Here is a 12,591-nt window from a genome sequence, read left to right on the forward strand (position 1 = left end):
TCGTTTGAGGTATCACAGGCAAAGCAGCGGGCAGGCCGATCATGGGTGATGGTCGGCGCACGCATGGGTGGGTCAGGGATGGGAGGCGGCTTGTGGCAGGTGCGCTTGCTGGCCGCGGAGGCGCAGCAGCTGGTAGCTCAGGCCGATCAGGAAGATCAGTACAGCGATTAACACCGCGACCTTCACTTGCGGTGATTCGGGGCCGTTGCCGATGGGATTGCCAACCGGCAGACGCGAAAGCGATTCGTTGAGTCCGGGGATCATCAGCACCAGGTAGCTCAAGCTCATGGCGCTGACCTGCAAGTATTCACGAGCCTTACCCAAACGCCACATATGCTGCGCGCTGCGGCCGACGGCGATGGCCGCCAGCGCGATCAGGCCGAGGGCATGCCCGGTGGTGAAGCCACCCGTGCTGGAGAGGCCGAAGGAGGTGACCACCGAGGCGAACAGGCCGAACTGATAACAGCGGCCGCTGGCCACGTCGGGAATGATGCGTCCGTATTGACGGAAGGCGTAGGCGCCGGCGATGACGGGCAGAAGGCTCAGCGTGGTGTGGATGATGCCGAGCGCGGACAGTGAAGTGGCCATGTTCCTTTTCCTCATGCAGACAAACCGCTGGTGAGGGCTCCGTATGCCAGTGGCAACTGCACGGAAGTGCCGTCTTGTCAGGCCGGTCGAAACTGTTGGCCTGGTGAGATCGACTATAGGAACGCGGGCTTCGGGCAACCATTCTACGAAGGGTCGCTGCCGCTTATATCTAAGTATGAGTCAGCTATCGGAACGGCTACAGGCACGCCCGTAGGCCGCTGAATAGGCGCGCACCTATACCTAGGTATGAGGCGATTGAACCAATGGTCTGGCGTAACGCCCCAGTTGGCGATGTCCATCTGGCAAGGCTGCTGACTAGAATGCAGGTACAGATCCCAGCGCACCTTCAAAGGAGCACCTGATGCCCAACCCGCTTTCGCTGGTGCACATCATCGATGACGATGAATCCCTGCGACAGGCACTCGACAGTCTGTTTCGCTCGGTAGGCATGGCCACGCAGCAATACGGATCGACCCAGGACTTTCTCAATGCCGAGCGCCCTGATTGTCCGTCTTGCCTGGTGCTGGACGTGCGTCTGCCAGGAAAAAGCGGGCTGGACTTCCAGAGTCAGTTGCTCGAGATGAACATCCCGATCCCTATCGTGTTCATGACCGGCCATGGCGATATATCCATGTCGGTGCGCAGCATGAAGGCCGGCGCGGTGGACTTTTTGACCAAGCCCTTTCGTGACCAGGACATGCTCGATGCGGTGGCAGCCGCCATCGACAAGGACCGTATGCAGCGCGAGCAGGGGCGTGGAGTCGCGAAGCTGCATGAGCGCTTCGCCAGTCTCAGCCTGCGCGAGCGTCAGGTCATGGCGCTGGTCACTGCCGGGAAAATGAACAAGCAGGTAGCAGCCAGCCTGAGCCTCAGTGAGATCACCGTGAAAATCCACCGGGGGCATGCGATGCAGAAGATGCAGGCGCGCTCGCTGGCCGACCTGGTGAAGATGGCCAGCGCGCTGCAGCTCAAGGCGGACGGAAGTCTGTGAGCTTTGCGTATGGCTTCAGACCGGGCCAGCGCCCGGGCACGTTTTTGAAAGTCGCGCCGCGTAGGCACAAGCCGGCCGGTGCGCATCGAGGATGTAGATGTGCCGCATGACCTGATTTCCATCATTGATGACGATGAATCGCTGCGACTGGCGACCTCCAGTCTGCTGCGCTCGATGGGTTACATCACCGAATTTTTCGCCAATGCCGAGGACTTTCTCGGCTCTGGCGACCTGTCACGTTTCGCCTGCGTTGTCGCCGATATACAGATGCCTGGCATGAGCGGCATCGATCTGACGCATAAGCTGATTGCCGCCAATGGTCAGGCGAAGGTGGTATTGATGACGGCCCGTACCGAAAGCGATATTCACAAGCGGGCGCGGGAGAGCGGGGCGGTTTGCCTGCTGCAGAAGCCATTCGCGGCAGATTCGTTGCTCAAGTGCGTGGGCAAGGCCCTGGAGCCGGAAGGCGAAAGATAATGGCTGACAGGTGCGCTATATCGGTTCGACATCGTCCAGAACATCCGCTGGCGGGAACGCATCTGGCCCGCCGAACACCTGCAAGGCACTGAGCGCGCCACTGTCGAATAGCTGCTGTAGCAGTGGCTCAAGTACCTTGTCGATGCTGAGCTGCAGCGCCTGCTGATCCAGCCATTCAAACCGCATGATCCAGTGCCGTGCGCTGCGCCTGCTGGCATGAAGCTGACAAACCATGCAGCCGGGCAAGCGAAGAGTGGCTGTGGCCGCAGCTAGCAATTGTTCGTGCAGGGTGGCCGTCTGCTGTGCCGTGGCCTGGATCAATAACAGCTTGCCGAGGCCAAATCTGCCTTTCACTTGCCTGCTCATCGATGTGCTCCCTGTCTGGGGGATACCGCGAGGGTTGCTGCCGGCCTATACCGGTCATGTTCGATGATCGCGGGAGCAGAGGCGGACGCCAATCATCGATGGGCATAGCCACCTGCAAACCATGGTATGAGAGGCGGGATCAACTAACCGTCGGCAGGCTTACGCTGAAGCGCGCTCCGGGGCCCAGCGCATTATTACCCGCGTAGATGCTGCCCCCCAGGCTCTGTACCACCGTGCGGCAGATCGGCAGCCCCATGCCCATGCCGGTCTTCTTCGTGGTGAAGAAACTGTCGAACAGTCGGTCGAGGTTGTCGCTGGCGATACCGGGACCGTTATCCTCAACCAACAGCTCAATACTGGAGGCATCCAGGCTCGTCGTGCTGATGGTCAACTTCGGTGAGGCAGTCTGGGCATGAGCCATCGCTTGCATGGCGTTAACCGCCAGGTTGACGATCACCTGCTGCAACAGGGTGCGATCGGCGCGTATGCGCGGCAGGTTCGGCGTCAGCGCCAGGCACAGCTCGACGTTCTGCGCCTGCAGCTCGTGGCGGAGGAACTGCACGGCTTCCTTGACCACATTGTTCAATGGCAAGGTTACCCGCTGAGGGGCTTGATGGCTGGCCATGGTGCGGATGCGCGCAATGATGTCAGAGGCACGGCGGGCATCGGCCACCATGCGTACCGTCAGATCGTGGACCTCGCCGATTTCCGGCTCGGGGCGGTTGAGCCAGCGCAGACCGGCTTCGCCGTTTGTAGCGATGGCAGCCAGAGGCTGGTTGACCTCGTGAGCGATGGACGCCGTCAGCTCGCCAAGCATCGATACACGTGCGGCATGCATCAGGTCCGCTTGCATGCTATCGAGCGCCATACGCGAAGTGACAAGCTCGCCTATATCGATGTTGCCGACCAGGACCATGCCCTTGGCGCGCATTTGCGGCGGTGCGGTGACGAAGAACAGTACGTCGATTTCCCGGCCATCGAGGGCGCGGGTCTTGGTTTCCGTAAGGTAGCCTGACTCACCGCGATAAGCGGCCTCGATGCTGCGTCGGAAGGCATCGTATTGGCCCGGAATCCAGAAACGGGTGACCGGGCCCAGCATCTCGGCGCGGTCCTTTGCTCCATATAACGTCAACGTACGCTGATTGACATCGATGACCACGCTGGCGGACATGGCTTTTTCGACGAATTCCGGATGTTCGTCGATATAGGTCGAGAGATCGTTGACACCCTGTTGACGCAACTCGGCAAATAACTGATTGAGACCGCTCGAGTCCAATTGCCAGAACGACACTGCCATCACCTCGAAGAGGTTGCGGTAGCGGAACTCGCTCTGCTCAAGGGCCGCGAACGCCTGGTTGCGGGCAGAGAGGTCGATGACCCCGACCATGAGAATGCCTTTTTGCATGTTCTCCGGCGGGAAGGAGGCGGTGAACAGCGCATCGAACTCGCGGCCGTCGATCGTGCGCAGGGTCGTTTCCTTGACGTAGCTGAGCTTGCGGGATACGGCGGCAAGAATGCTCTGTGCAAATACCTGCGTACTCGCTTCGGGCCAGAATGGCTCGACCGAGGTGAGCATTTCCTGCTTATCGCCACGACCAAATAGCGCCACCGTCTGCTCATTGATGTCCAGCACGCGGGTCGCGCGCATCATCTCGCGAACCAGTTCGGGGTGGTCGTTGAAGTGCTTGCCCAGGTCCTTCACTCCGCTGGCGAAGAGGCGCTTGACCATTGCCCCGACCTGGGTGAAGTCCAGTTCCCAGAATGATGCGGCCATGGCTTGGAACAGGTTGCGGTATCGATACTCGCTTTCCACCAGGGTCAGCTCGGTGGCGCGTCGTGCCGTGATGTCCCGGCCCGTTTCGACGATGCCGATGGTATTTCCCTGAGCATCGAGACGCAGTGACCAGCGCGCTTCGATCAACACATGCTCACCCGCCGCGTTGATGCGCTGTAGTTCGCCATCCCAGCGGCCACTTGAGCGTACCTGGCTTTCGAACTCGAGAATCGAGGCGGCGGGCTGCGAGGTGAGCAGGTCGTGGGCTATCTGCCCGCACGCTTCGGCGCTGCTCCAGCCGTATAGCTCTTCGCTGGCTTTGTTCCAGTAGAGAATGCGCCCCTCGAGATCGCGCAGAAAAATGCTCTCGTGGATCAGCTCGAGAATGTCCGAGCCCAGGTCTGACGTCAGTTCGCGATCATCGATCATGCCGCACCGTCCTGTAGGGATTTGGCGTGCGTCGCACGCGTCTACCTGTCGCTGATGCCAACGTGGCTCATACCAAGATATGAGCTGAATGTCCGCCGGTCTGATGGCGGGCTGTATCGGGGCGTCTCACTATCCATTCACGCACTGCCAGTGAACACAGGTTCGAAATGCTACTCGCTGATCTCCAGCGAATAATTCGAGGCCTGGCAGCTGTAGGGGCTTTGGGAGTGCGGAAATATTCGTATCCAGAAATCCTAATCAATCCCGGAATATTTAACTAGCAGGAGCCGAGCATGAATACTTCACGTACCGCGTTGGCCAGCGAAAAAAACCTCAGCCGCCGCGTTGACCCATCCCAATCAACGCCGCAAAAGCATGGTCTGGCCACGTTCTTGATGATGACGCTTGTCGCCGTTTTCGCAGCGCGCGCGCTGGCTCATGAGCCTGGAGGCATCCACAGCGAGAAGACCGCGAAGGTCGACGCCGCCTTCGACCTGGTGCACACCCGCGTCTCACGTGACGGCGACATGCTGGTCTTCGAGCAACTGGTCGACGGCAAGGCCGGCAGCCGTATTCCGTCGCCCAAGGGCAGCTTCGCCGGCGCCGAGGTCTACAGTTACGTCTGGCCGACCAGCCTGGATAGCGGTGCGGTGGGTTTTGAAGAGAAATCCGGGATTCTCGCCCTGGCCCTGACTTCCCATCCGGACTTCGACGACACCCCGCAGCTCGACGAGAACGGCGACGGCAAGAATGACAACGACGGCGGCTTGTGGCATTCGCACTGGGTGGTACTGACCAAGGACGAAACCTGCGGCCCATCGGGGCTCAAGGTGCGTGACATCCCCGAAGGTGCCAAGCCCAAGTTGCCGCCGACCTGGCCCGGCGCGCCGATTTATATCGACTCCCCCGGCTACGATCTGAGCGTCAAGGAAAATGCCGCGCAGATCCGAGTGCCGCTCAAAGCGGTGGGTTTCCCTGAGAGCTTCAACTACGACGGGGTGAGCGCTGCGCTGCAGGTCAATGCCGATCTGCACAACCCGCTGTTATGCGTATCTGGCGTCTGGGATGTGGCTTCTGGCGATCTGTCTTTGCCCGCCACCTGGAAACAGCAACCTTAAGGTCTGAGCCAGCAGCCGCATAGCGGCGCCAACCAGCAGGGGTGATCACCTGCTGCACCTGGCTCGATCCTCATCTCGTGGAGTCTGTCATGAGCCTTCCCATCTACGCCCGAGAAAGAACCGCTCTCTTGCTGGTAGACCCTTACAACGACTTTCTCAGCGAAGGCGGCAAGTTGAGTGGCGAGGCCAAGCTGGTAGCGGATGCGGTTGGCACGCTGCAGAACCTGCGAAACGTGGTCGCGGCAGTACGTGCCGCGGGCATCCAGGTGCTCTTCGTGCCGCATCACCGCGCGCGTCCTGGCGACTTTTTGATGTGGAAGCATCCTAGCCCTTACCAGCTAGGAGCTCGACAACTGCAAGTGTTTGCGGCGGATAGTTGGGAAGGGGAGTGGCATCCCGATTTTCAGCCTCAGCCTGGGGACATCGTTGTGCAGGAGCATTGGGGCGCAAGTGGTTTCGCCAATACCGACCTGGATTTCCAGCTGAAGCAGCTGGGGGTGGAGAAGGTCGTGTTGGTCGGCATGCTGGCCAATACCTGCATTGAATCGACTGGAAAGTGGGCCGCCGAACTGGGTTATCACGTGACATTGGTGCGCGATGCAACTGCCGCTTTCTCGAGCGAGGCAATGCATGCCGCCCATGAAATCAACGGTCCAACCTATGCACATGTGATCGCCACGACAAGCGAGCTCATCGTTGCCCTTGGATAAGGAGTAACAACCATGACTGAGTCGTACAGCCAGGCGCCGGCTTGGCAGGTAGAGCGCTGGTTCAATACCTCCGAACCCCTTAGCCTGGAGCGTCTGCGCGGCAAGGTGATTGTCCTGGAGGCCTTCCAGATGCTTTGCCCAGGGTGTGTGAGCGAAGGTCTGCCGCAAGCTCAGCGGGTCCAGGCAACCTTTCCGTCCGAGCAGGTTGCCGTCATCGGATTGCACACGGTATTCGAACACCACCAGGCAATGACCCCCGTCTCTCTCGAGGCGTTTCTATACGAGTACCGCATCACCTTTCCAGTCGCCGTCGACCTCCCGGACCCTCGGGGTTCTGCACCCCTGACCATGCGGGCCTATGCAATGCACGGTACCCCGAGCATGGTGCTGATAGACAAGCAAGGGCGCATTCGTCAGCACTACTTCGGGCGCGTCAATGAGTTGCAGCTAGGAGCCCAGATCGCATGGTTGATTGCTGAAGCTGGCGTCTTGAACGAAGGGGAACCGTTGACTACAGCTGAGCAGGCGTCGGGATGTGCGGATGGTGTCTGCGCACCTTGAATGTAATGGGTAGATCTTGGTGGAAGCCGTTCAGCGGTTGTTGCAGCAGCGGCAATGGCCGAGCCTTTCCAGGGTCAATGCTGAAAAGTGCTGGTAGCGAAGAATGATTGCCGGGCACGCGCGGTGTTGCCAATCGCAATTGTCCGGTAAGGTTACCGGCACCAGTCACCAACCTGTGAAACAGGGTCCAGAAACGCTCGACTTGCTTATGATGAGTGGATTGCGGGATCTGCGCCTGTAGCGCTGTTATCGAGAGCCATATTCTGAAAAGCCTAACCCGTGAGGAGCTCGAATCCGAAAATGAGCGCCTGCGCGCGGCCCTTAGACGAGCCGGCGTAGAGTCTGAGGTGGATGAATGCCGCCGAGCAGAGCAATCAGGCTCCGTTCAGGACGCAGCGCGTCAGGAAGCCGTTTTCGACAGTGCTGTGGACTTCGCGATCATCTTGACTGATCCAGCCGGCACCATTACCGGTTGGAACTCGGCAGCCGTGCATGTGATGGGCTGGAGTACGGAGGAGATGTTCGGCGAGAGCGTGGCGCGTATCTATACCGCTCAGGATCGAGATGACGGCCTTGTCGAATCCGAAATGCAGCAGGCAATCGAATTCGGTTATGCCTCGAACGAACGTTGGCACCTGCGCAAGGACGGTCGGTCGATCTGGGTATCTGGCGAAACCATGCCGCTGTACTCGGAAAAGCACGCACATCTCGGTTTCATGACAATTTTGCGTGATCGTACAAAGGAACACCTCGATAGTCGCGCGATGGAGGAAACGAAGGAGCGTTATCGTCTGGCAGCCAAAGCGACCAACGACGCTATCTGGGACTGGGATCTGGCAGCCAATCAAGTCCTGTGGAATGACGCGCTCGCCGATGCTTATGGCTACTCGCTATTGGCATCGGAGACTTCCAGCGACTGGTGGCTGGAGCACATTCACCCAGACGACAAGAAGCGCATATACAACTCCATCCACGCTGTAATTGATGGGGACGGCAACTCCTGGAGTGAAGAGTACCGCTTTCGACGCAATGACGGCTCCTACGCTGAGGTACTCGACCGAGGCCATGTAATCCGCGACGCTGATGGCAAAGCACTACGCATGATCGGGGCGATGCTCGACCTGACATCAAGGCGAAAATCGGAAACGGCCTTACGTAAAAGCGAAGAGCGCTTCAGAACAATCGTTGAGACGATCGAGACGGCGTTCGCCATCGTCGAGGTCAAGTTCGATGCCCAGGATCATCCCGTCGACTACCGCTTCATCGAGGTCAATCCGGCGTTTGAACGTGAGGCGGGTATCGACTTGCGTGACAAGTGGGTGACCGAATATGCCCCTGAACTGGAACAATTCTGGTTTGACACCTACGGGCATGTCGCCAAAACACGAGAGCCGCTGGCCTTTGAAAGCTACGCCAATACCTTCGAGCGCTGGTTTGACGTCAAGGCTGTGCCGGTGGGTGACCCCACTGAGAGACAGCTCGGCATCTTCTTCAATGACGTCACTGCGAGGCGCAACGCTCAGGAGCGTCTAAAAGCCAGCGAGGCGCTTGCCCACGAGAATATCGAACGCGTTCAACTCGCCCTGGCAGCAGGGGCGATCATTGGCACCTGGCATTGGCATGTGCCAACCGACCGCTTCACGGTGGACAAAGCATTTGCCGAGGCTTTTGGACTCGACCCGGCACTGGGTTTCAAGGGGCTAAGCCTTGAGCAAATTATCGCGACGGTTCACCCCGATGACCGAGAAGGAATGATCTCAGCCATCGACGATGTGATCGCTCGTGGCGGCGCCTTCTCTCACCAGTACCGAGTTAGGCGTGCGGACCAGAGGTATTACTGGATCGAAGCGAACGGGCGTGTCGAACTCGCCGATGACGGCACCGCCCAGAACTTCCCGGGCGTGCTGATCAATGTGGAGGAGCGTCGGGCGCTTATGGATGAGCGAGACCGAGCAACGGCGGCGTTGAGGGCGCTCAACGATACCCTGGAGCAGCGCGTTGCAGAACGCACCACAGAGCTGATGCAAGCCGAGGAGAAACTTCGCCAGTCGCAGAAAATGGAAGCAGTGGGTCAGCTCACAGGTGGCCTGGCTCACGACTTCAACAACCTGCTGGCGGGCATTTCCGGTTCCCTGGAAATGATGAGCGTACGTATTGCTCAAGGCCGATTAGGCGAGCTCGAGAAGTACATACTGACGGCTCAGGGAGCCTCCAGGCGCGCGGCCGCGCTGACACACCGACTCCTGGCATTCTCGCGCCGGCAGACGCTCGACCCGCGCCCCACGGATGTGAATGCGCTGCTGCTGGGAATGACCGAGCTCATACAGCGAACGGTAGGCCCGAGCATCACGCTCGAAACGCTTGGAACGGCTGAACTCTGGCCGGTGAAGGTCGACAGTAGCCAACTCGAGAACGCGCTACTCAACCTGTGCATCAATGCACGGGACGCGATGCCTGACGGGGGCCGGATAACCATCCAGACGGCCAACCGCTGGATGGACCGCGAGGTTGCGCGAACACATGATCTCACCGAGGGCCAGTACCTTGCCCTAAGCGTCACAGACACGGGCTTCGGCATGGCACCAGACGTTATCGCTAAAGCCTTCGACCCATTTTTCACGACGAAACCGATAGGGCACGGCACCGGCCTCGGGCTATCGATGATCTATGGCTTTGCGAAACAGTCAGGAGGGCAGGCACGTATCCACTCCAAAGTCGGTGTCGGGACGACCCTGACCATCTATCTGCCAAGATACTTCGGCAGCGTTGATGCGGAGCGGGAAGAGCTCTACTCGAATGCCGTAGAGCTATCAGAGCTAGGCGAAACGATACTTGTCGTCGATGACGAGCCGACCATTCGCATGCTGTTGGTCGATGCGTTGAGTGAGCGTGGCTATTCGGTCATTGAGGCAGCCGATAGTGTTGCCGGTCTGAAGATGCTGCGCTCCGATGTGCATATCGATCTGCTGATCAGCGATGTGGGTCTTCCAGGGGGCATGAACGGGCGGCAGATGGCTGACGCCGGCAGAGAGCTTCGCCCCGGCCTGAAGACGCTGTTCATAACAGGGTATGCAGCAAACGCTGCCGTCGGTAATGGGCAACTCCAACCTGGAATGCAGGTGATCACGAAGCCATTCTCTGTGGATTCACTCATTACAAGAGTTCAAGAGCTGATGGCTGCCGAGTAGGCCCGATCTGAGGGCGCGATCAGTAGGGTTCCAGCCATCTCTAACAAGGGATTGGATATCCAATCTCACGGCAGTTGTCAGGTGTGGTTTATGGGATCGAGTAATGACAGAGGAACGGATTCATCTACTTGGGCGAAGGGCTCGGGAAGCATTCTGCACTCGGGAGGACCTTTCCATATGCAATTTAACATAATATATATTATGCGAAGCCTTCAGCCTTTGCCTTGCGGTCAGCCTCAACTGTGGGTGACTTTAAAAGACTGGAAGTCTGTCTTTTAAAGTGGAGACTCTTGAAAATCAATGCCATAGGGATCGGGTAGCTTGTAGCTTGCGCTGAAACGACGCAGATTGATTTTCAAAATTGGGAACGGGCTGACGCCTCTTTCCGAGGTCCAAAGTTCCGCACCGCGCCAGTAAAGCATGCATGCTCTGCAGCTACTGGAGCTAAGTAAATGGGTGGCGCCACCGGCGGCATCCCGATAAAAACGATAGCTGATTCCGCTTGCTGATGGTTGAGGTACGTCAAACTGCGGGCTACTGGCGGCCTGCCCCTGATGGAAACCGCTTCACGCCTAGGCAGTGGCGAAGTCTCCAACTTCCTCCACGCCTTCAAACGCTGGAATGGCGGCACGGCCTTAACTCTAGTCGACGCATGCACGCGTTCTGGCATCGGCAGCGCCCATAGTGTTATGCAGTTCGTCGAGGTGCTACAGCCGCGACTACGCCCCATGGCCATTGCCACTCTCAGAGCTCTGCGGGCTACATCTCTATGTGCAATCCGCCCCCGGCCGCCCATGAGCAACTGCGGGGCGCTTCCGGCATCAATCGGGCACCTTTCATTTCTCCGATTTTAAAGATCGAGCATCAATCCTAACTGGCTGTTTTGACGAATATTTTTAGTTAGCATCATGGGGTTTACAGGTTTTAAGAGACAAGGTCCGCGATAGAGCTGAGCGTTGCAATATCCGATAATCACCAGACCCGGATATTGCTCTAAACTGATCCAGAAGCGCTGATTTAGATGCATTCTTTCAGGTCGATCCCCCCATGCCGCAACACCCACAGCCACTTTTCGAGACTTTCGCTCGTTTCCACGAGCTTAACTTTCTTCACCTCAATGGCGAGCTTCCGGTGGTCCGGGATTTCCTTCTCGACTTCGATGATGGAATCCTTGTATGTAAGCGCCCGGTGAACACACCTTCTGAACTCCAGCATTAAGGGTGATGGTGGCCACCCATCTTTTACCGGACGCGATCACCCTTATCGCCAGGATTCCCATGCGCCAACGAAGCTCCTATCCAAAAACCTTCAAGGCCCAGGTCGCGCAGGAATGCCGGCAACCGGTGGGCCACAGTTTCCGGCGTCGCCATCAGCCACGGCATCAACGCCAACGTGATCCGCAAGTGGCTGCCGATTTACCTCGACCGCCCCTCGGCCTGCCGGCATTCGTGCCGGTACAAGCGACTGCCGGGCGGCCGGCTGAAGAAGCGGCGGTGATCACATTGCCGCTGGGTGACACATCATAACGGTCAAGCGATCATGAGCCTGATCCAGTCGGCACGCATGAGCGAGCATGATCCGTACGCGTACCTCAACGATGTACTGACGCGGTTGCCGACGTAGAAGGCCAGTGAGATTGAGCACCTGTTGCCGCATCAATGGATGCCGGGCTAACCTGCGCAAGACGTATTCCCCGTACGCTTACTGGTCACCTACTCAAATGACCTTCAGCGAGGCACCGGCAACGGTGTATTGCTGCTAAGGCTGTCGGCCCAGGCCTGAACTGCTTGGTGATCGATCACGCGGCCTGCGTCCACATCGGCCAGGGCCGCTCGGGTCAGGCGGCCGCGCTCTTCTTCCTGATCAATCCATGTGGCCAAGGCTTGCTTGAGAATCCAGTCCGTGGAGCGGCCCAGATGTGCGGCCATCTGATCGACTCTCTCAGCTAGCTGTACTGGGACGTGAGCCGTGATAACCCGGGTTTCGATTGGGCAGATCATGATGGGCTACTCCTACGCAACGAAGGGCTGCGGACTGTCGTCCATTATGACTGGCCATTTCGTTACTGCCGAGCCGAAAGCAGTCTCGCCAACCAGATGTCTTTGCCGGATGGTTACCCCTGTATGCAGTATCTAAGTGACACATGCATACAGCAACTGATCGGCTTCTTAGGCAGCGCCGAGCGCTCTAGAACCGGGTTTATAGTCGATTATAGAGTGATTATAGAACAATTATAGAATTCGCTTTTGGTGCCTGATTGGGTATGCCCGAAGCAGGCAGCTCCTGCACCTCGGCTAACCACAGATGTTTGACTAGGACCCAAGCACCTAGGGGCTCGACTTAACGGCTAGCGAGGCCGGTCTTGTGCTAGCGCGCCGAATGGGTGGTG

Annotated in this window: 10 protein-coding genes and 2 pseudogenes; 8 read left to right on the top strand and 4 right to left on the bottom strand. The window is 58.4% G+C overall.

All coding sequences use genetic code 11. The features are described 5' to 3' along the window. Positions 1-72: 72 nt before the first annotated feature. Positions 73-588, bottom strand: coding sequence for a hypothetical protein (locus tag P3C50_RS04860; protein WP_275545088.1), 516 nt, complete (start codon positions 586-588; stop codon positions 73-75). Positions 589-949: 361 nt separating this feature from the next. Here P3C50_RS04860 and P3C50_RS04865 point away from each other — a divergent pair, with 361 nt between their 5' ends. Both P3C50_RS04865 and P3C50_RS04870 read left to right on the top strand, forming a co-directional pair. Further along, entirely contained in the window at positions 950-1,579 is a 630-nt protein-coding gene (locus tag P3C50_RS04865; RefSeq protein WP_275545089.1) for a response regulator transcription factor, read from the top strand. A 78-nt stretch (positions 1,580-1,657) separates the two neighbouring features. Continuing rightward, positions 1,658-2,056: a response regulator transcription factor gene (locus P3C50_RS04870; protein WP_275545090.1), complete on the top strand. Its 399-nt coding sequence runs from the start codon at positions 1,658-1,660 to the stop codon at positions 2,054-2,056. Between the two features lie 15 nt (positions 2,057-2,071). Here the strand turns inward: P3C50_RS04870 and P3C50_RS04875 are convergent, their stop codons facing one another. After that, positions 2,072-2,422 carry a hypothetical protein gene (locus P3C50_RS04875; protein ID WP_275545091.1) on the bottom strand — a complete coding sequence of 117 codons (351 nt, stop codon included), beginning with the start codon at positions 2,420-2,422 and terminating at the stop codon, positions 2,072-2,074. A gap of 139 nt (positions 2,423-2,561) precedes the next feature. Next, entirely contained in the window at positions 2,562-4,625 is a 2,064-nt protein-coding gene (locus P3C50_RS04880) for a PAS domain S-box protein (protein ID WP_275545092.1), read from the bottom strand. A gap of 293 nt (positions 4,626-4,918) precedes the next feature. Between P3C50_RS04880 and P3C50_RS04885 the strand changes: the two genes are divergently transcribed. The 6 genes and pseudogenes from P3C50_RS04885 to P3C50_RS04910 form a co-directional block, all read left to right on the top strand. After that, the gene (locus P3C50_RS04885) at positions 4,919-5,743 is read left to right on the top strand and encodes a hypothetical protein (RefSeq protein ID WP_275545093.1); all 825 of its coding nucleotides are present in this window, start codon (positions 4,919-4,921) and stop codon (positions 5,741-5,743) included. Positions 5,744-5,832: 89 nt separating this feature from the next. Further along, positions 5,833-6,453, top strand: a complete 621-nt coding sequence (locus tag P3C50_RS04890) for an isochorismatase family cysteine hydrolase (protein ID WP_275545094.1) — start codon at positions 5,833-5,835, stop codon at positions 6,451-6,453. A gap of 12 nt (positions 6,454-6,465) precedes the next feature. After that, complete coding sequence (locus P3C50_RS04895) at positions 6,466-7,014, top strand: peroxiredoxin family protein (protein WP_275545095.1); 549 nt, start codon at positions 6,466-6,468, stop codon at positions 7,012-7,014. 347 nt (positions 7,015-7,361) lie between these two features. Beyond that, positions 7,362-10,202 carry a hybrid sensor histidine kinase/response regulator gene (locus tag P3C50_RS04900; RefSeq protein WP_275545096.1) on the top strand — a complete coding sequence of 947 codons (2,841 nt, stop codon included), beginning with the start codon at positions 7,362-7,364 and terminating at the stop codon, positions 10,200-10,202. A gap of 490 nt (positions 10,203-10,692) precedes the next feature. Next, positions 10,693-10,834, top strand: a pseudogene (locus tag P3C50_RS04905) (AraC family transcriptional regulator); the annotation flags it as partial. A 901-nt stretch (positions 10,835-11,735) separates the two neighbouring features. Then, positions 11,736-11,825: pseudogene (locus tag P3C50_RS04910) on the top strand (transposase domain-containing protein); the annotation flags it as partial. A 104-nt stretch (positions 11,826-11,929) separates the two neighbouring features. On the opposite strand, the gene P3C50_RS04915 reads toward P3C50_RS04910, so the two are convergent. Further along, entirely contained in the window at positions 11,930-12,202 is a 273-nt protein-coding gene (locus P3C50_RS04915; protein WP_012018603.1) for a CopG family ribbon-helix-helix protein, read from the bottom strand. Positions 12,203-12,591 lie beyond the last annotated feature (389 nt).

It is taken from the genome of Pseudomonas sp. Marseille-Q0931 (genome assembly GCF_940789645.1).
In the GTDB taxonomy this organism is placed as follows: Bacteria; Pseudomonadota; Gammaproteobacteria; order Pseudomonadales; family Pseudomonadaceae; genus Aquipseudomonas.

Coding starts and splice junctions, on each gene's coding strand:
- P3C50_RS04875 (WP_275545091.1), bottom strand. CDS start 2,422: ATGAGCAGGCAAGTGAAAGGCAGATTTGGCCTCGGCAAGCTGTTATTG.
- P3C50_RS04860 (WP_275545088.1), bottom strand. CDS start 588: ATGGCCACTTCACTGTCCGCGCTCGGCATCATCCACACCACGCTGAGC.
- P3C50_RS04880 (WP_275545092.1), bottom strand. CDS start 4,625: ATGATCGATGATCGCGAACTGACGTCAGACCTGGGCTCGGACATTCTC.
- P3C50_RS04865 (WP_275545089.1), top strand. CDS start 950: ATGCCCAACCCGCTTTCGCTGGTGCACATCATCGATGACGATGAATCC.
- P3C50_RS04885 (WP_275545093.1), top strand. CDS start 4,919: ATGAATACTTCACGTACCGCGTTGGCCAGCGAAAAAAACCTCAGCCGC.
- P3C50_RS04890 (WP_275545094.1), top strand. CDS start 5,833: ATGAGCCTTCCCATCTACGCCCGAGAAAGAACCGCTCTCTTGCTGGTA.
- P3C50_RS04895 (WP_275545095.1), top strand. CDS start 6,466: ATGACTGAGTCGTACAGCCAGGCGCCGGCTTGGCAGGTAGAGCGCTGG.
- P3C50_RS04915 (WP_012018603.1), bottom strand. CDS start 12,202: ATGATCTGCCCAATCGAAACCCGGGTTATCACGGCTCACGTCCCAGTA.